Genomic DNA, 22,998 nt, shown 5'->3' with positions numbered 1-22,998 from the left:
AATAGGCAGCAGGCTGGCCTTTCGAGGCAAAGGTGGTGATGATCGGGACCCGATCACCGCCGCCGGCCATCATGATGACCAATGTTCCTTCCATCCCGCTCGGGCTTTCCTTCGACAATTCCTATGGCCGCCTGCCCGAACGCTTTTATGCAAGGCAGAATCCGGTACCCGTGGCGGAACCTCGGCTGATTCGCCTGAATCGGGGCCTTGCCGGGGCGATCGGCCTCGACCCCGCCGTCAGCGACGACCAACTCGCCGGGGTCTTTGCCGGCAACCGCCTGCCCGAAGGTGCCGACCCCCTGGCCCAGGCCTATGCCGGCCATCAGTTCGGCGGCTTCTCGCCGCAGTTGGGCGACGGCCGCGCCCTGCTGCTGGGCGAGGTGATCGCCCGCGACGGCCGGCGCCTGGACCTGCAATTGAAGGGGGCGGGGCAGACCCCCTTCTCCCGCCGGGGCGACGGGCGGGCGGCGCTCGGCCCGGTGCTGCGCGAATATCTGGTCAGCGAAGCCATGGCCGCCCTCGGCATCCCGACCACCCGGGCGCTGGCCGCCGTTACCACCGGCCTGCCGGTGCTGCGCGAAACCGTGCTGCCCGGCGCCATCCTCACCCGGATCGCCGCCAGCCATATCCGGGTCGGCACCTTCCAGTATTTCGCCGCCCGCGGCGACCGCGACGCCTTGGAGCTTCTCGTCGCCCATGTCGTCGCCCGCCATTACCCCGAGGCGGGCGCGGCGGAAAATCCCGCCCTCGCCCTGCTGGCGGCGGTGATGGCGCGCCAGGCGGCGCTGGTCGCGCGCTGGCTTCAGGTCGGCTTCATCCACGGCGTGATGAATACGGACAATTGCTCGATCGCGGGCGAGACCATCGACTACGGCCCCTGCGCCTTCATGGATGCCTATGATCCGGCGACGGTCTATTCCTCGATCGACCAGCAGGGGCGCTATGCCTATGCCAACCAGCCGGTCATGGCCCATTGGAATCTGGCGCGTTTCGCCGAAACCCTGCTCGACCTGATCGATGCGGACCAGACGCGGGCGATCGACAAGGCGAGTGAGGTGCTGGCCGGCTTCGCCCCCCTGTTCCGCCGCCACTGGCTGGACGGCATGGCGCACAAGATCGGCCTCGCCGAGACGGCCGAGGCGGACGCGCCCCTGATCCAGGACCTGCTGGAAACCATGAAGACGGGCGAGGCCGATTACACCAATGGCTTCCGCGCCCTCGGCCGCGCCGCCGCCGCACCGGCGGGACGCGAGGATGTCCGCGGTCTCTTCGTCGGCATGGCGGGGATCGATGCCTGGCTCGACCGCTGGCTGGCCCGGCTGGCGGTCCAGGGCCGCGACCCGGCGGCGACCGCCGCCGCCATGGACGCGGTCAATCCCGCCTATATTCCCCGCAATCACCGGGTGCAGCAGGCGATCGACGCCGCCATGGCCGGCGACTTCGGCCCCTTCGAGGCGCTGCACCTGATCCTCGCCCGGCCCTTCGAGGACCGGCCGGAAGCCGCCGCCTATGCCGCCCCGCCCGAGGCGGACGAACGCGTGCTGCGCACCTTTTGCGGGACCTGAGCCCGCGCCCTACCAGACGCCGGTATTGCCCATGGACGCCCAGGGTTCCGCCGGCGGCAGGGCGCCGCCCTTCTGCAGCAGTTCGACCGAGATCAGGTCGGGCGAGCGGACGAAAGCCATGCGGCCGTCGCGCGGCGGCCGGTTGATGGTGATCCCCGCCGCCTGCAAGCGGGCGCAGGTCGCATAGATGTCGTCGACCTCGAAGGCGAGATGGCCGAAGTTACGGGCGCTGCCGTAATCCTCCGGATCCCAATTGTAGGTCAGTTCGACTTCGGGCGCGGCGGCGCCCATGGTCTCGACATCCTTCGGCGCCGCCAGATAGACCAGGGTGAAGCGCCCGGCCGGGGCTTCCATGCGCCGGGTCTCGGCCAGGCCGAGGTGGGTGGTGAAGAAGGCGAGCGCCGCGTCGAGATCGCGCACCCGGACCATCGAATGAAGGAAATGCATCATGCCCCCATCGGTTTCGCTGATCGGGGCAGGGTGTCCGTCCCGGCCCGCGAAGGCAAGGCCGGGGACGGCATGGCAGCATCCCGCGGACGCGCGGGATGCTGCCGCGGCAGGATCAGGCTTCCTTCGGATCGTTGCCGAAATTATTCGGGCCCTTGGTGCCCTCGGCCACCAGGAACACCAGCAGCACGATGAAGCCGACCAGCGGCACGAAGGAGATCAGGATCCACCAGCCCGAACGGTTGGTGTCGTGCAAACGGCGGACGAGAACGCCCAGCGACGGCAGCAGCACGGCCAGCGAATAGAGCGGCCCGAGCAGGCTGGTGCCGAAGATCAGTGCATCGATCGCCCCGAGAACGAGGCTGACGATGACGGTGAAGAGCACGAACCACCAATATTCGGCGCGGCGCGCCCGGCCGTTGAAGTCGACATATTTCTTCAGGACCGCAATGTACCATTCCATGGGTGTGCCCTTTCGCTGAACCCCCAAACGAAAGCCGGACGGGCGGCGGCTGGCGCCACCCGCCCCCGACAGGTGGAATCCCGACCGGGGAAACCGATCGGGCCGGCGCTATACCATCATCGGAAGACCTGGCCGGCCAGTGAAATCTGGCCACATGCCGCTGAACTTGAAGTAATTGTAGGCCGCATCACAGTTTGCCCCAGTACTGGCGTCAATTCTTCTGGCGGACGGCCGTTATTTTCCGATCACACCGCCGCGAGAATTCGCTCCTCGATTGCGGCGAGCGCCGGATCGCCGTGGCGGCGCGGGCGATCCTGCGGGATATCGACGTCGAGGGAAATGCCGCCCTGGCGCAGCACGATGACCCGGTCCGCCAGGGCCACCGCCTCGGCGACGTCATGGGTGATCAGCAAGGCGGTGAAACCGCGGGCGGCCCGGATGCGCAGCAGCAGGGTATGCATTTCCGCCCGGGTCATGGCGTCGAGGGCGCCGAAGGGTTCGTCCAGCAGCAGGACCCCCGGGTGCGAGACCAGGGCCCGGGCCAGCGCCACGCGCTGGCGCTGGCCGCCGGACAGCACCGCCGGCCAGTCCCGCGCCCTGGTGGCGAGGCCGACGTCGGCCAGCGCCGCCTCGGCATGGGTGCGCCAGTTGAGGCCGCGGGCGATGCCGACATTGTCGATCACCCGTTTCCAGGGCACGAGGCGGGCATCCTGGAACATCAGGCGGACATCGGGCTGAAGGCCGGTGACCTCGCGCTCGTCGAGGCGGAGATGCCCCGCGGTCGGCGCGTCGAGACCGGCGATCAGCCGCATCAGCGTGGTCTTGCCGCCGCCCGAGCGGCCGACCACGGCCAGGAACTGGCCGGCCGGCACATGCAGGTCCAGGCCGTGCAGGACCTCGTGCGCGCCGAAGGATTTGCGCACCCCGGTCAGGGTGACGGAGAGACCGCGGTCCCGGGCCACCGGGGCGGCCGCCTGGCGGGCGGCGGGCTGCCGGGCGGGCAGGTCGCCGACCACGCTGCGCTCGAGACGGCTGAGGACGGCATTCATCAGGCGGGCTCCTTCACGCGGACATAGGCGGGATGCCAGGCGAGCGCCCAATGTTCGAGCAGGCGGGTGGCGACATCCGCCAGCTTGCCGAGCAGGGCATAGACGATGACGCCGAGGACGACGACGTCGGTCTGCAGGAATTCGCGGGCGTTCATGGTCATATAGCCGATGCCCGAGGTCGCGGAGATGGTCTCGGCCACGATCAGGGTCAGCCACATGATGCCGAGGGCGTAACGCAGCCCGACCAGGATCGAGGGCAGCGCCCCGGGCAGGATGATCCGCCAGTACAGTTCGAAACGGGACAGGCCGTAGACCCGCCCCATTTCGACCAGGCCGCGGTCCACCGTGCGGATGCCGTGGAACGTGTTCAGGTAGATCGGGAACATGACCCCGATCGAGACCAGGAAGATCTTCGCCTCCTCGTCGATGCCGAACCACAGGATGACCATGGGAATGATGGCGAGATGCGGCACGTTGCGCAGCATCTGCACCGAGGAATCGAGGAATTTCTCGGCCACCGGGAAGGCGCCGTTGATGATCCCGAGCAAGAGCCCGATGCCGCCGCCGATGGCGAGCCCCTTGAGGGCCCGCTCGGTCGAGATCGCGGCATGGGTGAACAGGCTGCCGTCCTCGATGCTGCTCCAGAAGGCGGCGGCGACCGCGCTGGGCGCCGGCAGGGTGCGGGATTCGATCCAGCCGGCGCGGGCCGCCGCCTCCCAGACCACCAGGGCCAGCACCGGCACGGCCCAGGCGGCCAGGGCGCCGCCGAGGCCCGTCAGTCGCCGCCGGGTACTCACGAGGCGGCCTTGCGCACGACGTCGGCGACCTTGATCGCCTTGGGCAGCAGGCCAAGCTCGAAGAATGTGTCCGCGATCGCCTGCTGCGCCTCGACCACCTCGGGCGTCAGCGGCTTCAGGCCGAAGGCCTGGCGGCGGATGGCGATGGCCAGCACCGGCGCCGGGATGCCGACGTTGGGCGACAGTTTCTTCGCCGCCGCTTCCGGATCGGCGCGGACTTCCTCGCCGATGTCGTAAAGACCCTTCAGCACCGCGTCGACGACCTGGGGATTGGCGTCGGTGAATTTCTGCTCCGCCAGATAGAACTGATGGTTGGCGACGAGGCCGACGCCGTTCACCAGGGTGCGGGCGCCGATCGCCGCCTCGGCCGCGGCCTGGAACGGGTCCCAGATCGCCCAGGCATCGATCGCGCCCTTCTCGAAGGCGGCGCGGGCATCCGCCGGCGGCAGGTAGACCGGCTCGATATCCTTATAGTCGAGGCCGTTGGCGCGCAGGGCCTTCACCACCAGGAACTGCACGTTCGAGCCCTTGTTGAAGGCGACGCGCTTGCCCTTCAGGTCGGCCACGGTCTTCAGCGGGCTGTCCTTCGGCACCAGGATCGCCTCGCCCTCGGGCGCCGGCGGCTCGTTGGCGACATAGAGCAGGGGCGCGCCGGCCGCCTGGGCGAAGATCGGCGGCGCTTCGCCCACCGTGCCGAAATCGATGGCGCCGACGTTCAGCGCTTCCAGCAGCTGGGGACCGGCGGCGAATTCGGTCCAGGTGACCGAGAAGCCGAGGTCCTTCAAGGCCGGCTCCAGCGCACCCTTGCCCTTCAGGAGCACGAGCGAGCCGTATTTCTGATAGCCGATGCGGATGACCTTGTCGGCGGCGCGGGCCCCGCGCGGCAGGCCGGCCGCAAGGCCGGCGGCGAGGGCGGTGCCCCCGGCAAGGACATGGCGCCGGGTGATGCGGCCCTGGCGAGTGATGGTGCTGGTCATGGTTCTGCGTCCAGTCGATGTTATTTACATGAAATCCCTGCTTCCATTTGAAAAACACACTGATATGAACGTCAACGGTTCAGAAAACATATTTTATGTGTGTTTATGAGCCACACCCTTGCCATGAACCAGGACTATCCTGTCCTGCCACCGGCGGAGGATAGGCATATGCAACGAAAATTCGTGGCCCTGGCGGCCACCATGATCCTGACCGCGGCCTGCGAAAGCCTGCCGGCTGCGGGCGGTCCCGGCCTGTCCGGCACGACATGGCAATTGGAAACCCTGGGCGGGCAGCCGGTCCCGGCCGACAATATCCCGACGCTGGCGATCGCCGAGGACGGCCGGGTCTCGGGCTTTGCCGGCTGCAACCGCTATATGGGCGGCACCACCATCGCCGGCGACAAACTGAGCTTCACCCAGATGGCCTCGACCCGGATGGCCTGCCTCAATGTCACGATCGAACTGGATTACCTGGCCAGCCTCGAGAATGTCGCCGCCTATCGGATCGAGGACGGCCGGCTGAGCCTGATCGATGCCGTCGGCCACGTCCTGTCGACCTATCGCCCCGGCGCCTGAATGGCAAAGGGGCCGCGGAATGATCCGCGGCCCCATGCCCCCAATCCTGCCGGCGCCGGCCAGCGCCGGTTTCCGTATCAGAGGTGCGCGACGGCCTTCGAGAGGTCGTAGCCGGCGAGCTTGGATTCGCCCGGGGTGCCGTCGATCTTCTTCTGAACATACTTCGCTTCGAACTTGCGGAAGTTCAGCGAGATCGAGTCGACCGGACGGTTGCCCGCGCCGCCGCCCGAGCCCGACTGCTGGTACGAACCGATCAGCACGTCGAACAGCTTCACCTGGTAGTACACGAACGGGTCCTTGTCCGAGGTCGTGAAGTCGAAGGTGACTTCCACGCCCTTGCCGCCGTGAAGGGCTTCCTTCATCAGTTCCGGCGTCGAACGGTCGGTCATGCGGGTGATGTGGATGTCCTGGAAGTCGGGGGTCGAACCTTCACGGTTCTGGCCGGCGCCGACCGCCGAGGTCAGGTAGCGGCTGAAGCCGAGCGAGATCGACTCGATCAGCAGCCACTGCTCGTGACCCTTTTCCGTAACGTCACCCTTCACCGCACCGAATTTCATATAGAGAGCCATAACTTCCCCCTCAGGCCATCGCCTGTCGTCAGTACCGGCATCCGATTGCCCTGGCGGGCGGCGGGGCCGGTCCCCCGCTTCGTGTCCCGCCGCATTCCGTTGCGCGACACTTGATGAGCCTAAGATAGCACCGGGCGCCGAAAGATCTGTGACGGCGCGCACGCTTTCGCCGGCTTGTACTTTTTGCCGTTTCGACGATTACAATCGGGCCCAGACCGCGACGGAGACCGCCATGACCACCCTGCCCCCGGCCCTGCCCGACCAGCGCGAGGAAGACCTGCGCACCCTGGCGATGATCGCCCACGGCTGCATGGCGGCGAGTTTCCTCAACGGCATCACTTTCTTCATCGCCGTCATCATCGCCTATGTGAAACGGGCGGAGGCCGCCGGCACGCCCTACGAAAGCCACTTCGCGTCGGTCATCAGGACGTTCTGGATCGGCTTCGTGCTTTCGGTCATCGGCATCCTGACCTCGGTGATCTTCGTCGGCCTGTTCATCCTGTTCGGCACCTTCATCTATGTCCTGGTCAAGGCGGTGATCGGCCTGATCAAGGCATCGGAACGCAAGCCCCTGTAATCTGTCCCCTCAATCGCCGAAGGATCGCCGCATCATGCGCCTGGCCGTCACCGCCCTTGCCCTCGTTCTCGGCCTGGCCTTGCCGGCGGCGGCCGAAGCCCCCGGCTCGAAAAGCCCGGCCAGCCCCGGCCGGATCGTCGACCGCCAGGGCATCGGCGGCACCTGGACCGGCAAATATTATTACGGGGACCGGCCGGCCGTTTCCTTCACCCTGAACCTCGAGGACGACAAGGGCCGCATCACCGGCGACACGGTCGAGCCCGCGACCTTCGGCAACGGCGGCAGCGAATTCCTGACCGCCGCCGTCAAGGGCCGCCGCAACGGCGACACCCTGACCTTCAGCAAGACCTATGACGGCCGCGGCGGCGTCAGCCACACGGTCTATTACGAAGCCCGGATCAGCCGCGACGGCCGCAGCATGAACGGCCGCTGGAGCCTGAACGACACCAGCGGCATCTTCGAGGCGGAGCGGTCGAAATAAAGTGTCCGTGCTTGCGCGCCGGGCTTGGCGGGCCGCCGCCCTCGCCGTGGCCGTGCTGGCGGCGGGGCCCGCCGCCGGCGGCGGCGCCCGGCATTTCACCCCGGCCCAGGTGCTGAACCCCGACGCCCGCTATCCGGAGGGGCCGCAACTGCTGGCGGACGGCAGCCTGCTGTCGTCCGAAATGCCCCGGGACCGGGTGGTGCGCAGCGCGCCCGCCGGCACCGCCGCCGTCTGGTCCGAGCCGGGCTGCGGCCCGACCTCGGTGAAGCGCCTACCCCAGGGCGGCTATTGGGTGCTGTGCCACCTCGGCCATCACGTCGTCCGCCTGGGCGAGGATTTCACCACCATCGCCACCGTCGCGGCCGCCGACGACGGCAGCCGCATCACCTGGCCGAACGATGCCTCGGTCGATGCCGGCGGCAATCTCTTCCTCTCGTCGTCCGGCCTGTTCGACGACCGCGCCCCGGCCACCGGGCGCCTGATCCGGATCGCCGCCGCCGACAACCGGGCCCAGGTCCTGGCCGGGGGCATCCGCTATGCCAACGGCGTTCTGGTGCAGGCGGCGGCGGGCCGGGTCCTCGTTTCCGAACATCTGGGCGGGCGGGTGCTGGCCTTTCCCCTGCTCGGGCCCGACCGGGTGGGGCCGCCCGTCGTCTTCTTCGATTTCGCCGGCCTGCCGCCGGTGATGCGGCCCTATGACCTGGGCGGGCCGGACGGCATCGCCGCCTTCGCCGACGGCGAGATCCTGGTCGCCAATTACGGCAACGGCCGGCTGATCCATCTCTCCGCCCGGGGCGACTTGCTCGGCATCGTGCCGGTGGATCTGCGCTTCGTCACCAACATGGCCATTGCCCCGGACCGGCGAAGCCTCTACGTCACCATGACCAGGGACAACAGCAACCCCCGGCTGGACGGCGTCATCCAGCGTTTCGCGGTCGAGGGGCGGGAGTAATCGATGACCGAGGTCAAACCGGGATTTCTGCTGCGCGACCTCGCCCTGCACGGGGCGGCGTTCTTTTCCGGCTTCATCACCATGGCGCTGGAAATGATGATCGGGCGCAGCTTCATCCCCTATTTCGGCGGCACCATCTATACCTGGGGCGCGCTGATCGCCGTGTTCCTGATCGGCATGACCGTCGGCTATGTCGTCGGCGGGCGCATGGCCGACCGCCATCCCCACGGTCGCATCGTGCCGGTGCTGTTCTTCCTCTCGACCTTCGCCGTCCTCTTCGTGCCGTTCCAGGGCGAGGCGATCATCAACCTGATCCTCGATCACGTCGAGGACCTGCGCTATGCCGCCCTGCTCGCCTCGATCCTGCTGGCGGCGGTGCCGGCCGCCCTGCTGGCCGCGGTCAGCCCCTTCTGCCTGCGCCTGCTGCTGGACCGCCAGGATCATTCGGGCACGGTGTCGGGGCGGCTCTCGGCCCTGTCGACCGCGGGCAGCATCGTCGGCACGCTCGGCACCAGTTTCTATTTCATTCCGGGCTTCGGCATGCGCTCGATCTATTTCGTGCTGGCGGGGACGACGCTGCTGCTGTCGGTGCTGCTGTTCCTGCTGATCGTCGCGCGCGGCCGGGCGACCGGGGCCGCCGCCGTCGCCGCGGTGGTGGCCGGGATCGCCGCCCTGGCGCCGCCGGCCCCGGCGCGGGCGGCCGAGATCGCCGTGCTGCTGGCCCTGCCGGACGGCGAACTGGAGCGGATCGATTCCGAATACAACACGATCTTCGTCGAGAAGCGGGGCAGCCAGATCGGCCTGTTCTTCGGCTATCGCCGCAACCGCTACACGGAATCGGTGATCGACCTGCACCATCCCAAGGCGCTGGCCGTCGCCTATACCCGCTATATGACCGCGGCCCTGGCCTTCCATCCGCAGCCGGTGACCCGGATCGCCCTGGTCGGCCTCGGCGGCGGGCGGACCATCAACTACCTGATCGACAGCCTGCCCGGCGCCAGCGCCGACGTGGCGGAACTCGACGGCGCCGTGGTCGATGTCGCCGCCCGCTATTTCGGCGCCGGCCCGACCGAGCGCCTGAAGATCCACACCGCCGACGGCCGCGTCTTCCTGCAGCGGACGCGGGAACGCTTCGACCTCATCCTGCTCGATGCCTATCGCGGGCCCTTCGTGCCCTTTCACCTGACCACCCAGGAATTCTACCGCCTGGTGCAGGAACGGCTGGCCCCCGGCGGCATCGTCGCCCAGAACGTGGAACCGACCACCATGTTCTTCGACAGTGCCTATGCCACCATGAAATCGGTCTTCGACCAGGTCGACATGATCGAGGCGGGCGGCAATATCGTTCTCGTCGGCTATGCCGGGCCGCGGCTGACGGACGAGCAGCTGGCCGCCCAGGCCGCCGCCGTCCAGGCCCGCGACCGCCTGCCCTACGACCTGCGCGAACTGGTCAAGGCCCGGGACGAGGTCGGCCGGGTGGGCGAGCCGACCATCCTGACCGACGATTTCGCCCCGGTCGAAAGCCTGCACACGATCGAAAGGCACAACGAAAAGCGTCGGTAGCGAACAGGGACTTATCCGGGGGGGCGTCATGATCTGGATCCCGCGCATTTTCTTCGCCTTGGCGGCGCTGTTCCTCGCCGTCGCCGGCCTTGCGGTCTGGCTGAGTTCGGGAATCGGCCTGACCGCCAAGGCGACCGGCACCGTGATCCGGCTGGAGACGAGCTACAGCAATTCGGGCAATACCCGGGCGCGTTCCACGCTTTATTGCCCGATCGTCGCCTTCACCACGGCGACCGGCCAGCGGATCGAACTGGACCGGGGCTTCTGCTCGTCCCCCGCCGTCTACGACGTGGGCGAAAGCGTCGAGGTTTCCTACGACCCGGACGATCCGGCCGACGCGGTTTACGGCGGCTTCTTCACCCGCTATCTGGTCGCCGTGATCTTCGGCGCCTTCGGCACCCTGCTCCTGATCGGGGCGAGTATCGCCTGGATATTGGTGCGGAAGGCGGCGCGCCCCGTGCGCGAGGTCATGCCGCTGCGCTGAGGCGCCCGCCGCCGGGGCGGGGGTCCGGCCGGCAGTGAACTGTGCCGGCCGGAGGGGCGCCCGCCGCCTACGGCAGGGTCACCTGGGCCTGGGTGGGCTTGCCGGCGATCACCGTGACCGGGACTTCGGCCACCTTGTCGCCGGCCGTGGCTTCCAGGATGTAATCGCCCGCGGGCACGATCCAGACCGGCGCCGGGTCGAAGGCATAGGCGACCTGTTCCTTCTCCATCCCGGTCATGGCGGTCACCACCTTGTAGAGCCGCCAGGAGACGTCGGCCGCATTGGTCTTGCCGAGCACGGCACCGGCATTGAGGTTCAGCTCGGGCCTCGCCTGCTCGCCCGCCTTGACCTCGATCTCGGCCGCGACCACGGCAACGCCGCTCGTTACTTCCAGCAGGTAGCGGCCGGCGTTCAGGTGGAAGACCGGCTCCAGGTCGAAACTATAGGTGACCTGGGCGCCCTTGCGGTCGTCCGCCTTCGGGTCGATCAGGAAGACTTTCCACGACAGGTCGCGGGTCGGCTTGGGCGCGCCGGGGGCGAAGATCGCCCGGGGTTTCACGTCGCCCGCGCCGAGGACCAGGGTCGTCCGCGTGGTCTCCTTCGGCTTCACCTCGACCACGGCGCTGGCCGTCGCCTCGCCGATCCAGACCTGCACCGTGTAACGCCCGGGCGGCAGGGTGAAGACCGCCTTGCCGTCGTAGGAATAGGCGACCTGGTCCTCGGTGCCTTCGCGGAAGATCTTCCAGGTTACGCCCTGGCTCGCCGGGGGTTCCGCCTCGCTCGGCTTCACCTCGAGTTCGAGGCTGCCGGCCGAAAGCACGATCTCGACCGCCGGCCGCTCGCCGGCCTTCACCGTCACCGCGGCGCCGGCCTTGGCCTCGCCCCGGGCGACTTCCACCCGGTAGTCGCCGGGCTTCAGGGTGAAGACCGCCTCGGGTTCGTAATTGTAACCGATGATATTTCCCTCGGTATCGAACAGGCGCCAGGTGAGATCGCCGGTCAGGGCGGCGCCGCCCGCCTGCTCGACCGCGGTCGCGGTCAGGATGCCGGCGCCGATGACGACCGGCACCTCCTGCTTCTGGCCCGTGATCGTAACCGTCTGCTGCACCTTCAGGCCGTCGACCTGGACCTGCACCGCATAGGTGCCGGGGGCGACCGGGGCATCGGGGGTCCAGGCGTTGCGGTAGTCGCTGGCGATCGCATCCGCCAGGTCCTCGCTGCCCGCCGCATCCGGGTGCAGGCTCCAATAGACCGGGGTCCCGGTCAGCGGCACGCCTTCGGCCAGGAAGGGCTTGAAGGTGGCCGCCGCGCGCGGCTGGGCGGCCGGGCGCGGTTCGGCGGCGGGTGCCGGGGCCGGGGCCGCGGTCGCCGCCGCCACTTCGGCCAGGGCCGCGTTCAGGCTGGCGGCGTCATTGGCCTGGACATAGGTGCCGCCGGTATTGGCGGCGATGCATTGCAGCTGCTGGCGCGCGGCATCGTTGCGGATGTCGAAGCCGATGACATGGGCGGTGAAGCCGACCCCCGCCGCCTCCAGTTCCGCCGCGACGGCGCAGGGGTCGAGGTTGCAGGTCTCCTCCCCGTCGGAGACGAGGATGACCGTCGCCTTGTCCTCGGTATATCTCAGCTTTTCGGCGGCGTGGCGGACGGCGGCGCTCAGCGGCGTCTTGCCCTTGGGGCTCAACCCGCCGGTGATCGCCTTGATCTTGCCGGCATCGGCCGGGGCGGGGGCGAAGACATCCTCGATGTCGTTGCAGTCGCCCTTGGTGCGGTGGCCGTAGACCGTGAGGCCGAGGTCGATCTTCGGGTCCCAGCCGGTGACGAGCTGGGCCACCGCCTCCTTGGCGATCTCCCATTTCGCCTTGCCCTCGATCTGTCCCCACATGCTGCCCGAGGCGTCGAGCACCAGGATGGCCTTGTCGCGGGCTTCCGCCGCCGGGGCCGGGACCGCCCCGGCGACAAGGCCGAGGCCGATGAGCGCAAGGCGCCAGGATGATGTCGACCGGTTCATGTTCCCCCTCATGACTGCCTGGACCGCAGGCTGCCCGCGATATTGGCGCGCGACAAGCCCCTGCCCGGCGATTACGATACCGCCCAACCACACGCGATGACGGTGGTCACAAAATAATAAGGGAGGGGAAATGTCGGTTCGTTCCGAATCCGTTGCGCGCAACCCTGCGTCCAAACCCGATACGACAGAGCAGAATCCGGCGGTTGCCGACGATGCCGCACCCTATCCCGGTGCCGGCTATGCCTGGTATGTGGTCGGCGTCCTGATGCTGGCCTATACGATTTCCTTCATCGACCGCCAGATCCTGAACCTGCTGGTCGGGCCGATCAAACGCGACCTCGGCATTTCCGATACGGAGATGAGCCTGCTGGCCGGGCTTGCCTTCGCCCTGTTCTATACGTTCCTGGGCCTGCCCATCGGCCGCATGGTGGACAAGCGCAGCCGGCGCACCATCATCGCCGTCGGCATCGTGGTGTGGAGCCTGTTTACCGCCGCCTGCGGCCTCGCCACCAAGTTCTGGCACCTGTTCCTCGCCCGGGTCGGCGTCGGTGTCGGCGAGGCGGCGCTGTCGCCCGCCGCCTATTCCCTGGTCGCCGACTATTTCCCGCCCAACCGCATGGGCACGGCCATGGGTGTCTACAACATGGGCATCTTCGTCGGCTCGGGGCTGGCCTATATCTTCGGCGGCCTCGTCATCGGCATGGTCTCGGGCACCGAGCATATGGTGCTGCCGGTGGTGGGCGAGGTCTTCGCCTGGCAGGTGGTGTTCTTCGTCGTCGGCCTGCCCGGCATCCTGGTCGCCTTGCTGATGTTCACCGTGCGCGAGCCGATCCGCCGCGGCCTCAAGGCCGTGCGCCAGGCCGACGGCACGATGAAGGCAGAAGACGTGCCGATCGGCGAGGTCATCCGCTATATCGGCGCCAATGCCTCGGCCGTGCTCTGCCACAATATCGGCTTCGCCCTGCTCGCCCTGGTCGGCTATGGCGTCGCCACCTGGCTGCCCAGCTTCTTCATCCGCGTCCATGGCTGGACCCCGGCCGAAATCGGCTTCGCCTTCGGCATCGTCCAGCTTACCGCCGGCGTCATCGGCGTGATCGGCGGCGGCTGGCTGGGCGACGTGCTGAAGGCCCGCGGCCATGCCGACGGGCGCCTGCGCGTCGGCATGATGGCGGCCGTCCTGGGCGTGCCCTTCGCCGTCGGCATGCCCATGGTCGAGGACGGCAATCTCGCCCTCGCCCTGTCCATCGGCTCGACCCTGTTCTTCACCATGTGCTTCGGCGCGGCGCCGGCCGCGATCGCCGAAATCATGCCGAACCAGATGCGCGGCCAGGCTTCGGCCGTCTATCTGTTCATCGTCAATCTGATCGGCCTCGGCCTCGGCCCGACCGCGGTGGCGCTGGCCACCGATTTCATCTTCATGGACGAGAACATGGTCGGCTATTCGCTGGCCCTGATCGGCGGCATCGCGCTGCCGATCTCGGCGCTGGTGCTGTGGCTCGGCTGCGGCCCCTATCGCCGCAGCCTCGACAAGGTGAAGGCCTATACCGCCTGATCACCACAACAGGGTGACGACGCCGACCGCGACGAAAATCGCGGCGGCGGCAGCCCGGACGAATTTCAGCGGCACCACCTTGGTCGCCGCCTCGCCCAGGAACACCGCCGGCACATTGGCCAGCATCATGCCGAGGGTGGTGCCGAGCGTAACCATGGTCAGATTGTCGAAGCGGGCCGCCAGGCCGACGGTGGCGATCTGCGTCTTGTCGCCCATCTCGACCAGGAAGAAGGCGACCAGGGTGGCGACGAAAGCGCCGAAGCGGCCGGCCTTGCCGGCCTCGGCCCCGCCTTCGTCCATCTTGTCGGGGACCAGCGCCCAAAGCCCCATGGCGATGAAGGACAGGCCCAGAATCCAGCGCAGCGTCTCGCCCCCCAGCCAATTGGCGACCAGGGTGCCGACGGTCGCCGCCAGCAGGTGATTGGCGACCGTCGCGGCGAAGATGCCGGCGACGATGGCCCAGGGCCGGCGGAACCGGCTGGCCAGGAGAATGGCCAGCAATTGCGTCTTGTCGCCGATTTCGGCGATGGCGACAACGCCGGTCGAGATGAGAAAGGCTTCCATGGGCATACGGGCGCAGGGTCGGGCGAACAACCGATGGCAAGCCGCATGCCCGACCCTGCAAGGACGGACGCGGACCTGCCAAAGGTCTCGCCAAGCTGCTGCCGGATACGCCATGGCGGAAGGCTTCGAGCCTTCCCCCAAGTCTGTTGACGCATCCCCCGCTGAAACCGCGGGCGGCTACTCCCCAATGACGCCCAAGCAATAACCGAGGCCGATCACGATCTCAAGAAAAAGGATTGCCCGGCCCGGGCGATTATGTTCATGATATGTTCCATATCGCGGGGAGGAAGCGGAATGCTCGGCTATGTCACCCTGGGGGCGCGGGATTTCGCCCGCAGCCTCGAGTTCTACGATGCGGTGCTGGTCCCGCTCGGCCTGGCCCGGGAATTCTCGGCGCCCGAGACCGGCTGGGCGAGTTGGAGCGGCGCCGGCGCCCGCCTCATGATCTGCCAGCCTTTCGACGGCCAGCCGCCCAGCGCCGGCAACGGCGTGATGCTGGGCTTTCGCTGTGCCGATGAGGCGGCGGTCGATCGCATTCACGCCCTCGCCCTGGCCCGGGGCGGCAGCGACGAGGGCGGCCCCGGCACGCGGGAAGCCTATGGCCCGGATTTCTACGTCGCCTATGCCCGCGACCCCGCGGGCAACAAGCTCAGCTTCTACGTCGACCGGACGGGCGGGGCCTGACGCGAATCGGGCCCCGCCCGTCCGAGCCCGCCCGACCGGCGTCAGTAGCGCCCGTCGACGAAACCCGCGAGATTGACCTGGGGCCGGGGCCCGTAATGGCCCAGCACTTCGGCCGCGCAGAGCGAGCCGAGGCGCCCGGCCCGGGCCAGCCCCAGGCTGCGGGTGAGGCCGTAGAGGAAGCCGGCGGCATAGAGATCGCCGGCGCCGGTCGAATCGACCAGTCTTTCGGGCGCCACCGCATCGATGACGTGAACCTCGTCGCCGCCCAGGATGACCGAGCCCTTGTCCGACCGGGTCAGCGCCGCGGTGATGCCGAGGCCGCGGGTCGCCTGCAGGGCGGCATCGAAATCGCCGGTCTCGAACAGGGCGGCGATTTCGCTTTCGTTGGCGAAGAGAATATCGACGCCGCCGTTGGTCACGAGATCGAGGAATTCGGCGCGCCAGCGGTGCACGCAGAACGCGTCCGACAGGGACAGGGCGACACGGCGGCCGGCGTCATGGGCGGCCTGGATCGCCTTCCTGAACGCGGCCTTGCCGTTCGCCGGATCCCAGAGATAGCCTTCGAGATAGGTGATCTTGGCATCCGCCACCTGGGCGGGATCGACATCGTCCGGCCCGAGGCCGACGCAGGCGCCGAGATAGGTCGCCATGGTGCGCTGGGCATCCGGCGTCACCAGGACGAGGCAGCGGGCGGTGCCGGGGCCGTCGGCCGCGACCGGGGTGGCGAAATCGACGCCGACGGCGCGGATGTCGTGGCTGAACACCTGGCCCAGTCCATCGTCCCGCACCCGGCCGATGAAGGCCGCCGACCCGCCCAGCATGGCGAGGCCCGCCATCGTATTGGCGGCGGACCCGCCCGACGCCTCGACGCCGGCCTGCATCCGGCCATAAAGACCTTCGGCCTGGGCGGCGTCGATCAGGGTCATGGAGCCTTTGACCAGCCCTTCGCGGTCGAGGAAGGCTTCGTCCGCCGGGGCCAGAACATCGACGATGGCATTGCCGATCCCCAGGACATCGAAACGCGCTACGCCCATGATAACCCCTGAAATTTTGACCGCTGCAGTATATGGATAGGGCGGTCGGCGTCCAGTTCCGCCGGCCTGCCCCGCCGTTTTCCGGCCCGACCTGCCGTTTTCCGGAAGGAACATGTCCCGATGGCCCCGCCGATGTCCCCCCCGATATCCCTGGCCGCCGCCTTTCTGAAGGGCCTGGAGGATGCGCTGTCCCCGCCTTTGCGCGCCATCCTCTGGCGCGTGCTGGGGCTGGGCCTCGTTCTGTCCGCGCTGCTGATCGCCGGGGCCTATCAGGCGCTCGGCTATGCGCCCTCGACCGGCTGGGGCTGGGCCGACGAGATCATCCGCATCGCCGGCGGGATCCTTGCCGCGATCGGCCTCGCCTTCTTCTTCCCCGTGGTCATGACCACGCTGCAATCCCTGTTCCTGGACGAGGCGGCGGCCAAGGTCACGGCCCGGGATTATCCCGCCGATCCGCCCGGGCGCGAGGTCGGCTTTGCCGAGGGGCTGGCCTCCGGGCTCCGCTTCCTCGGCCTGGCGGTGATGCTGAACATTCTCGCCCTGCCCCTGCAATTGGTCGGGCTCTTCCTGCCTGTCGTCAATATCTTGTTGTTTCTGGTCCTCAACGGCTATCTTGTCGGTCGCGAATATTTCGAACAGGTGGCGATGCGCTATGCTTCGGCGCCGGAAGCGGCGCGGCGCCGGCGGGCGAATCGGGGGCTTGCCTTTGGCGCCGGGGTGCTGGGCACCGGGCTGATGGTGGTACCCGTGGTCAACCTGATCGCGCCCCTGGTGACGGTGGCGGCCATGGTCCATCTCGAACGCGGGGTGCGGCTCGGCCGGAAGGCCCAGGGCTAGGTTTGAATTCAGGGGGTAAGGTACCGGGCGCCTGAGACCCGGAAACGAGGACCGACCCGGCCGCAAGGCCGGTAATCCGAAACGTCCGGCCGCGAGGCCGGCGATCCGAAACGTGATGATGCCGGTCTTCCCGGCAAAGTACCTGTCTGGCCGAGGCCAGGACGCAAGAGACGGAGAGAGCGATGTTCGGAAAGCGCAGCGGCCCGCCGGAACCACCCCCGAGCCCGCCCGCCCAGCCGAAACCGGCAACCGTATTCGGGACGGCGCCGGTCCGGCCCCTTAACCCCACTCCCACCCCCTCGCAGCAAGGCACGACCGCCATGGCCGATAGTGATCCCACCAGCTTCCGTCCCGAAATCGCCCGTCGCCCGACGGAACTGCCGGGCATGACCCGGCCGATCATCGCCCCGGCGGCCCCCTCGGCCCCGCCGCCGTCGTCCGACGACAAGAAGCTGATCGTCGGCCGCAACATCGTGCTGTCGGGCCAGATCACCGCCTGCGACAAGCTGGTGGTCGAAGGCCGGGTCGACGCCACCCTGACCGAGAGCCGGGTGATCGAGATCACCTCGACCGGCGTCTTCAAGGGTGCCGCCGAGATCGACGAGGCGCTGATCGGTGGCGTCTTCGAAGGCACGCTGATCTGCCGCGGCCGCCTGCTGATCCGCTCCACCGGCAAGGTGAAGGGCGAGATCCGCTATGGCCAGCTCGAGATCGAATGCGGCGGCGAACTGGTCGGCGACATCAACACGGTCCAGGGCCAGGCCACCAAGCCGGCCGAGGCGCCGGCCCTGAGCCTGACGCCGACCCCGGTCGCGCCGCCCGCCGCGCCGGTCCAGGTCACCTTCTCGGCCCCGCCGCCGGAGAGCACCCTGGTCTGAGCCAAGCAGAGCCTGATCCGCGCTTGACCGGCCGGTCGCCGGTTTCGCCATCGAGGGCGGCATCTTTCGGTGCCGCCCTTTTGGCGCTGGGCGCCTGCGCCGCCGTGCCGCCGCCGGAAACGGCCGTCCTGCAACCCCTGCCGCCGTCCGGCCTCGTCGGCATGGCCGGCAGCGAATTGCCCCAGTACCTGGGGCCGCCGTCCCTGCGCCGGCACGAGGGCGCGGCGGAAATCTGGCAATATGCGGCGCCGGAGTGCCTGCTCTACCTGTTCCTCTATCTCGACCAGGGCCGGCCGGTGATCCGCCATGCCGAAGCCCGCGACCGCCGCCGCCGGCCGGCCGATGTCGCCGGCTGCGCCCGGGCGATCGGGGCCCAGCGGGCCGCCGCCCGCGCCAATGCCGCCGGCGGCTGAGCGCCGTCAGGCGCCGGTCTTTTCCCCGGTCTTTTCCGTCGAGCCGCAGAGATCGGCGACGATGCAGGACGGACAATCCGGCTTCCGCGCCTTGCAGACATAGCGCCCGTGCAGGATCAGCCAATGGTGGGCATGCAGGCGGAAAGCCGCCGGCACCACTTTTTCCAGCCTGGCCTCCACCGCCTCCACCGTCTTGCCCGGGGCAAGGCCGGTGCGGTTGGAGACGCGGAAGACATGGGTATCGACCGCGATGGTGGGCACGCCGAAGGCGATGTTCAGCACCACATTGGCCGTCTTCCGCCCGACCCCGGGCAGGGCTTCCAGCGCCTCGCGGTCGCCGGGCACCGCGCCGCCGTGCCGTTCGATCAGCAGGCGCGACAATTCGATCACATTCTTCGCCTTGTTGCGGAAGAGGCCGATGGTCTTGATCGCCTCCGTCACCCCCTCGAGGCCAAGCGCCAGCATCTGCTCCGGCGTCTTCACCCGGGCGAACAGGGGGCGGGTCGCCTTGTTCACCCCGGCATCCGTCGCCTGGGCCGACAGCACCACGGCGACCAGCAGCTGATAGGGATTCTCATGCTCCAATTCACCCCGCGGGTCGGGCCGCTGGGCCCGCAGCCGCTCGAAGAAGGTGACGATGTCCGCCTTGCGCATCATTGGGTACCGCTTACATTTGTGTTATAACGTTTGTTATAACAATGGAGGCGAAGATGATCCAACTGAAGGTGACGACCATCGGCAATTCGACGGGGATCATTCTGCCGCGGGAAGTTCTCGGCAGGCTGAAACTTGAAAAGGGGGACATGGTCCACCTCATTGAAACGCCGAACGGCTATGAGCTTACCGCTTATGACCCCGGCTTTGCCGAGGAAATGGCCGCCGCCGAAGGCGTCATGCGCAGCTACCGGAATGCCCTCAAGGAATTGGCCAAATGACCCCGCGCTGGCTATCGGAACGCGCAGTTCTGGCCATGCACGCCGCCCAGATCGTGGAACACGGCGGCGGGGAAGGTGTCCGCGACCTTGGCTTGCTGGCATCCGCATTGGCACGGGCACTGAATCTCGTCGCTTACGGCGACCCGGACTTGCCGGCCCTGGCAGCGGCCTATGCCTTCGGCATTGCGCGCAATCACCCTTTCGTCGACGGCAACAAGCGGACCGCCTTCGTGGTGGCGGCAACACTTTTGGCCCTCAACGGCATGCGGCTGCGTGCCAGCGAGAAGGATGTGGTCGAGACCATCCTTGCGCTTGCCGCCGGCCGGCTGGAAGAATTACAACTTGCCGAGTGGTTTCGGCATTGGTCGTCTTATTGAAACCGGAATGCACCCTGCAACCCCAGACCTTGATCGCCACTTGCTCGATCGCCTTTGGTTCGATGCGGTGGTCAGCCCGCATCGCTCGCTGGGGCCGCGCGCCTTCACGGCGCTGATGCTGGCGATCGCGCTGGTCAGCTTTGCCTCGGGCGTCATGTTCCTGATGCTGGGGGCCTGGCCGGTATTCGGCTTTTTCGGCCTGGACGTCGCCCTGATCTGGTTCGCCTTCAGGGCCAATTACCGGGCCGCCCGCGCCTTCGAGCGCATCCGCCTTTCCGACCGCGACCTCACGATCGAGCGGGTGGACCGCAAGGGCATCCGCCGCCGCTATCGCTTCGAGCCGAGCTGGGCCCGCATCGAGATCGAAGTGCGGGACGAGGACGACAATGAAATCGCCATCGCCAGCCATGGCCGACGCTTCGTCTTCGCCGCCTGCCTGTCGCCGGCGGAACGTCTCGACCTGGCCGCGGGCCTGCGCACGGCGCTGGCCGCCCGCCGGACCAATATGACGACGGCGGCGCCCTGAGGGACGCCGCCGCCTGAGACTTGCCGCGCGGACTTGAGACTTACTGCGCGGGCTTGCCGGGCTGGGGCGCGGTCGCCGGATCGGCGGGCTGGCCGCCGATAACCTCGTCGACCTTCTTCTCGGCTTCGGCGGCGGTGTCGCTGATCGCCTTGCCGGCGGCATCCAGCGCTTCGCCGGTCGCCTTGGCGGCATCGTCGACCGCCTTGTCGGTCGCCTTGGCCGCGTCATCCAGGGCCTTGCCGGCGTCCTGGCCCAATTGCTCCGCCGGGCCCGGGGTCGGGGCCGAGCTTTGCGAATCCGGGGCCGGCGTTACCGGAGCCGGCGTTACTGGGGCGGGCGCCGCCGGAGCCGGGGTGGCCGGGGCAGCGGGAGCCGGGGTCGCCGGCGCGGGGGTCACCGGGGCCGGGGCAGAGGTGCTGCCGGCACCCGCCGCGGGCTGTTCGGACGAGCCGGTCTTGGCGCCGTCGTCGCAGGCGGCAAGGCCAAGGGAGGCCAGCAGCGCCAGGGCAATAGCGGTCGTCTTCATGGAAGTCCTCGTTCTCATTGTGAAGAATGATCGATCACGAGAAGAGTAACCCTTCCGGCAGCCGGCGGTTCCCCGCCGGGGCCGAGACCGATTTCCGATCGGCTGCCGGCCTCAGCCGAGATCGAGGACATCCGCCATGTCGTAAAGGCCGGCGGGCTTGCCGGCGGCCCAGAGCGCGGCATGGACGGCACCGCGCGAGAAAATGCCCCGGTCCGTCGCCTTGTGGGTCAGTTCCACCCGTTCGCCGTCGGCGGCGAAAACCACCGAATGCTCGCCGACGACATCGCCGCCCCGCAGGGTGGCGAAGCCGATATGGCCCTTCACCCGGGCCCCGGTATGACCGTCGCGCACCCGGTCCGAAACCGCGTCGAGCGCGACGCCGCGCCCCGCCGCCGCCTCGCGCCCCAGGGCCAGGGCGGTGCCCGAGGGGGCGTCGACCTTGTGGCGGTGGTGCATCTCGACGATTTCGATATCCCACTCCTCGGGCCCGAGGATGGTTGCGACCTTGCGGGTCAGCGCGGCCAGGAGATTGACCCCCAGGCTGAAATTGGCGGCCTGGACCACCGGCGCGGCCGTGGCCGCGGCAACCACCGCCGCCTGCTGTTCGGCGGACAGGCCGGTGGTGCCGATCACCAGCGCCCGGCCCGTCCTGCCCGCGAGGCCGGCATGGAGGGGTGCTGCCACGGGGGCGGTGAAATCGATGATCACATCGGCGCGGGCGAACAGGTCTTCCGCGCTGTCGGTCACGGCGACGCCGAGCGGCGCCCGGCCGACCAGCGTGCCGAGATCGGCGCCGACGAATTCGGACCCCGGCCGTTCCGTGCCGCCGGCCAGGGTGGCGCCGGCATTGAGGGCGGCGTTGATCAGGCTGCGGCCCATGCGCCCCGCGCAGCCGAGAATGCCGATCGTGGTCATGGCCATATCCTTGTCGGTCTGAAGACCCGTGCCCCCCGCCCCGCCGGCGGGACGAGGGGCGGCCTCGCTATTCGGTCAGGTCGTTCCAGAGTTCCTTCACCTTGGCGAAGAACCCCTCGGATTCCGGGCTGGTGCCCTTGCCGCCGGCCTTTTCGAACTCCTTGAGGAGATCTTTCTGCTTGGCGGTCAGGTTCATCGGCGTCTCGACCACCGCATTGATGTAGAGATCGCCAAGGGCGCCGCCGCGCAGCGCCGGCATGCCCTTGCCCTTCAGGCGGAACTGGCGCCCGGTCTGGGTGCCGGCCGGGATCGCGACCCGGGCCCGGCTGCCGTCGATGGTCGGGACTTCGATATTGCCGCCGAGGGCCGCGGTCACCATGGGAATCGGCACGCGGCAGAACAGGTTGGCGCCGTCACGCCGGAACAGCGCATGGGGCACCACGGTCAGGAAGATATAGAGATCGCCCGGCGTGCCGCCGCGCAAGCCCGCCTCGCCCTCGCCGGCCAGGCGGATGCGGGTGCCGTCCTCCACCCCTTGCGGGATGTTGACCGACAGGGTCTTTTCCTTCGAGACCCGGCCATGGCCGCCGCAGACCTTGCACGGGTCCTTGATGATCCGGCCGGCGCCCTGGCAGGTCGGGCAGGTCCGCTCCACGGTGAAGAAACCCTGCTGGGCGCGCACCTTGCCGGCGCCCTGGCAGGACGGGCAGGTGGTGGGCTTCGAGCCGGGGGCGGCACCCGAGCCCTCGCAAGCCTCGCAGGACACGGTCGAGGGGACGCGGATCTGCGTCTTCTTGCCCTTGAAGGCTTCCTCGAGCGTGATCTCCATATTGTAGCGAAGGTCGGAACCGCGCGTCGCGCCGCTGCCGCCGGCGCCGCGCTGGCCGCCCCGGCCCATGAATTCGCCGAACAGGTCGTCGAAGACATCGGCGAAGGACGAGCCGAAGTCGAAGCCCCGCGCGCCCGCGCCGGCGCCCGGGCCGCCGCCCTCGAAGGCGGCATGGCCGTAGCGGTCATAGGCGGCGCGCTTGTCGTCGTCCGAGAGGACCGAATAGGCTTCGTTGATTTCCTTGAATTTCTGTTCCGCTTCGGCGTCGCCCGGGTTCTTGTCCGGGTGCCACTTCATCGCCAGCTTGCGGAATGCCTTCTTGATCTCGTCGGCAGAAGCCCCGCGCGCGACGCCCAGAAGTTCGTAATAATCGGCCTTCGCCATGGCGGACTCCTATCACCGGCCGTGCCGGCCGTCCCC

Annotated in this window: 28 protein-coding genes and 1 riboswitch; of the genes, 15 read left to right on the top strand and 13 right to left on the bottom strand. The window is 68.4% G+C overall.

What is annotated here, in order from left to right:
• The first annotated feature begins 38 nt into the window (after positions 1-38).
• Positions 39-1,565, top strand: a complete 1,527-nt coding sequence (locus tag DKG75_RS11945) for a protein adenylyltransferase SelO (protein WP_341809850.1) — start codon at positions 39-41, stop codon at positions 1,563-1,565.
• Positions 1,566-1,574: 9 nt separating this feature from the next.
• Here the strand turns inward: DKG75_RS11945 and DKG75_RS11940 are convergent, their stop codons facing one another.
• The 5 genes from DKG75_RS11940 to DKG75_RS11920 form a co-directional block, all read right to left on the bottom strand.
• A complete protein-coding gene (locus tag DKG75_RS11940; RefSeq protein WP_425319011.1) occupies positions 1,575-2,015 on the bottom strand; it encodes a VOC family protein in 441 nt (146 codons plus the stop codon).
• Between the two features lie 112 nt (positions 2,016-2,127).
• Positions 2,128-2,475 (bottom strand): DUF805 domain-containing protein, encoded by a 348-nt coding sequence (locus DKG75_RS11935; protein WP_109921346.1) that lies wholly within the window; start codon positions 2,473-2,475, stop codon positions 2,128-2,130.
• A gap of 245 nt (positions 2,476-2,720) precedes the next feature.
• Complete coding sequence (locus DKG75_RS11930; protein WP_109921345.1) at positions 2,721-3,524, bottom strand: ATP-binding cassette domain-containing protein; 804 nt, start codon at positions 3,522-3,524, stop codon at positions 2,721-2,723.
• On the bottom strand, positions 3,524-4,321 hold the full coding sequence (gene ssuC, locus DKG75_RS11925; RefSeq protein ID WP_208112110.1) for an aliphatic sulfonate ABC transporter permease SsuC: 798 nt from the start codon (positions 4,319-4,321) through the stop codon (positions 3,524-3,526). Before ssuC ends, DKG75_RS11930 begins: the two co-directional genes overlap by 1 nt.
• Positions 4,318-5,298: a sulfonate ABC transporter substrate-binding protein gene (locus DKG75_RS11920; RefSeq protein WP_109921343.1), complete on the bottom strand. Its 981-nt coding sequence runs from the start codon at positions 5,296-5,298 to the stop codon at positions 4,318-4,320. Before DKG75_RS11920 ends, ssuC begins: the two co-directional genes overlap by 4 nt.
• Positions 5,299-5,466: 168 nt before the next feature.
• On the opposite strand from DKG75_RS11920, the gene DKG75_RS11915 reads away from it, so the two are divergent.
• Positions 5,467-5,874: an META domain-containing protein gene (locus DKG75_RS11915; RefSeq protein WP_166646530.1), complete on the top strand. Its 408-nt coding sequence runs from the start codon at positions 5,467-5,469 to the stop codon at positions 5,872-5,874.
• A gap of 77 nt (positions 5,875-5,951) precedes the next feature.
• Here DKG75_RS11915 and DKG75_RS11910 read toward each other — a convergent pair whose 3' ends face one another.
• Entirely contained in the window at positions 5,952-6,443 is a 492-nt protein-coding gene (locus DKG75_RS11910) for an Hcp family type VI secretion system effector (RefSeq protein WP_109921341.1), read from the bottom strand.
• Positions 6,444-6,675: 232 nt separating this feature from the next.
• Here DKG75_RS11910 and DKG75_RS11905 point away from each other — a divergent pair, with 232 nt between their 5' ends.
• From DKG75_RS11905 to DKG75_RS11885, 5 genes are read left to right on the top strand one after another with little or no spacing between them, the layout of a single operon-like run.
• Positions 6,676-7,020 carry a DUF4870 family protein gene (locus DKG75_RS11905; RefSeq protein ID WP_133637005.1) on the top strand — a complete coding sequence of 115 codons (345 nt, stop codon included), beginning with the start codon at positions 6,676-6,678 and terminating at the stop codon, positions 7,018-7,020.
• A 34-nt stretch (positions 7,021-7,054) separates the two neighbouring features.
• Entirely contained in the window at positions 7,055-7,501 is a 447-nt protein-coding gene (locus DKG75_RS11900; RefSeq protein ID WP_109921339.1) for a hypothetical protein, read from the top strand.
• Between the two features lies 1 nt (position 7,502).
• Positions 7,503-8,453, top strand: coding sequence for an SMP-30/gluconolactonase/LRE family protein (locus DKG75_RS11895; protein ID WP_109921338.1), 951 nt, complete (start codon positions 7,503-7,505; stop codon positions 8,451-8,453).
• 3 nt (positions 8,454-8,456) lie between these two features.
• Entirely contained in the window at positions 8,457-10,016 is a 1,560-nt protein-coding gene (locus DKG75_RS11890; protein ID WP_109921337.1) for a fused MFS/spermidine synthase, read from the top strand.
• A 28-nt stretch (positions 10,017-10,044) separates the two neighbouring features.
• The gene (locus DKG75_RS11885) at positions 10,045-10,500 is read left to right on the top strand and encodes a DUF3592 domain-containing protein (protein ID WP_109921336.1); all 456 of its coding nucleotides are present in this window, start codon (positions 10,045-10,047) and stop codon (positions 10,498-10,500) included.
• A gap of 67 nt (positions 10,501-10,567) precedes the next feature.
• Here DKG75_RS11885 and DKG75_RS11880 read toward each other — a convergent pair whose 3' ends face one another.
• The gene (locus DKG75_RS11880) at positions 10,568-12,508 is read right to left on the bottom strand and encodes a vWA domain-containing protein (protein ID WP_166646531.1); all 1,941 of its coding nucleotides are present in this window, start codon (positions 12,506-12,508) and stop codon (positions 10,568-10,570) included.
• A gap of 130 nt (positions 12,509-12,638) precedes the next feature.
• Between DKG75_RS11880 and DKG75_RS11875 the strand changes: the two genes are divergently transcribed.
• On the top strand, positions 12,639-14,060 hold the full coding sequence (locus DKG75_RS11875) for a spinster family MFS transporter (protein WP_109921334.1): 1,422 nt from the start codon (positions 12,639-12,641) through the stop codon (positions 14,058-14,060).
• Here the strand turns inward: DKG75_RS11875 and DKG75_RS11870 are convergent, their stop codons facing one another.
• Entirely contained in the window at positions 14,061-14,624 is a 564-nt protein-coding gene (locus DKG75_RS11870; RefSeq protein WP_109921333.1) for a TMEM165/GDT1 family protein, read from the bottom strand.
• A gap of 8 nt (positions 14,625-14,632) precedes the next feature.
• A riboswitch (yybP-ykoY riboswitch) is annotated at positions 14,633-14,822 on the bottom strand.
• Positions 14,823-14,918: 96 nt separating this feature from the next.
• Between DKG75_RS11870 and DKG75_RS11865 the strand changes: the two genes are divergently transcribed.
• Positions 14,919-15,308, top strand: a complete 390-nt coding sequence (locus DKG75_RS11865) for a VOC family protein (protein ID WP_109921332.1) — start codon at positions 14,919-14,921, stop codon at positions 15,306-15,308.
• A 41-nt stretch (positions 15,309-15,349) separates the two neighbouring features.
• Here the strand turns inward: DKG75_RS11865 and DKG75_RS11860 are convergent, their stop codons facing one another.
• Positions 15,350-16,342 carry an adenosine kinase gene (locus DKG75_RS11860; protein WP_109921331.1) on the bottom strand — a complete coding sequence of 331 codons (993 nt, stop codon included), beginning with the start codon at positions 16,340-16,342 and terminating at the stop codon, positions 15,350-15,352.
• 132 nt (positions 16,343-16,474) lie between these two features.
• Here DKG75_RS11860 and DKG75_RS11855 point away from each other — a divergent pair, with 132 nt between their 5' ends.
• From DKG75_RS11855 to DKG75_RS11845, 3 genes are all read left to right on the top strand, one after another.
• Entirely contained in the window at positions 16,475-17,179 is a 705-nt protein-coding gene (locus tag DKG75_RS11855) for an EI24 domain-containing protein (RefSeq protein ID WP_166646532.1), read from the top strand.
• A gap of 320 nt (positions 17,180-17,499) precedes the next feature.
• Positions 17,500-18,057: a bactofilin family protein gene (locus tag DKG75_RS11850; RefSeq protein ID WP_109921329.1), complete on the top strand. Its 558-nt coding sequence runs from the start codon at positions 17,500-17,502 to the stop codon at positions 18,055-18,057.
• A gap of 23 nt (positions 18,058-18,080) precedes the next feature.
• Positions 18,081-18,470, top strand: coding sequence for a hypothetical protein (locus DKG75_RS11845; RefSeq protein WP_133637007.1), 390 nt, complete (start codon positions 18,081-18,083; stop codon positions 18,468-18,470).
• A gap of 6 nt (positions 18,471-18,476) precedes the next feature.
• On the opposite strand, the gene nth is transcribed toward DKG75_RS11845, so the two are convergent.
• The gene (gene nth, locus DKG75_RS11840; protein WP_109921715.1) at positions 18,477-19,124 is read right to left on the bottom strand and encodes an endonuclease III; all 648 of its coding nucleotides are present in this window, start codon (positions 19,122-19,124) and stop codon (positions 18,477-18,479) included.
• A 56-nt stretch (positions 19,125-19,180) separates the two neighbouring features.
• Between nth and DKG75_RS11835 the strand changes: the two genes are divergently transcribed.
• The 3 genes from DKG75_RS11835 to DKG75_RS11825 are packed head-to-tail and all read left to right on the top strand — an operon-like array spanning position 19,181 to position 20,308.
• Positions 19,181-19,405 carry an AbrB/MazE/SpoVT family DNA-binding domain-containing protein gene (locus DKG75_RS11835; RefSeq protein ID WP_208112111.1) on the top strand — a complete coding sequence of 75 codons (225 nt, stop codon included), beginning with the start codon at positions 19,181-19,183 and terminating at the stop codon, positions 19,403-19,405.
• A complete protein-coding gene (locus DKG75_RS11830; RefSeq protein ID WP_109921327.1) occupies positions 19,402-19,782 on the top strand; it encodes a type II toxin-antitoxin system death-on-curing family toxin in 381 nt (126 codons plus the stop codon). Before DKG75_RS11835 ends, DKG75_RS11830 begins: the two co-directional genes overlap by 4 nt.
• Positions 19,783-19,822: 40 nt before the next feature.
• Positions 19,823-20,308 (top strand): DUF2244 domain-containing protein, encoded by a 486-nt coding sequence (locus tag DKG75_RS11825; protein WP_166646533.1) that lies wholly within the window; start codon positions 19,823-19,825, stop codon positions 20,306-20,308.
• A gap of 40 nt (positions 20,309-20,348) precedes the next feature.
• Here the strand turns inward: DKG75_RS11825 and DKG75_RS11820 are convergent, their stop codons facing one another.
• From DKG75_RS11820 to dnaJ, 3 genes are all read right to left on the bottom strand, one after another.
• Positions 20,349-20,834 (bottom strand): hypothetical protein, encoded by a 486-nt coding sequence (locus DKG75_RS11820; protein WP_109921325.1) that lies wholly within the window; start codon positions 20,832-20,834, stop codon positions 20,349-20,351.
• A gap of 111 nt (positions 20,835-20,945) precedes the next feature.
• Positions 20,946-21,749: a 4-hydroxy-tetrahydrodipicolinate reductase gene (dapB, locus tag DKG75_RS11815; RefSeq protein ID WP_109921713.1), complete on the bottom strand. Its 804-nt coding sequence runs from the start codon at positions 21,747-21,749 to the stop codon at positions 20,946-20,948.
• Between the two features lie 67 nt (positions 21,750-21,816).
• Positions 21,817-22,962: a molecular chaperone DnaJ gene (gene dnaJ, locus DKG75_RS11810; protein WP_109921324.1), complete on the bottom strand. Its 1,146-nt coding sequence runs from the start codon at positions 22,960-22,962 to the stop codon at positions 21,817-21,819.
• Positions 22,963-22,998: the final 36 nt, after the last annotated feature.

Origin of the sequence: Zavarzinia compransoris (genome assembly GCF_003173055.1) — a bacterium.
In the GTDB taxonomy this organism is placed as follows: domain Bacteria; phylum Pseudomonadota; class Alphaproteobacteria; order Zavarziniales; family Zavarziniaceae; genus Zavarzinia; species Zavarzinia compransoris.
The sequence above is the reverse complement of the archived record's forward strand: the minus strand, read 5'-3'. Positions and strand labels throughout refer to the sequence as shown.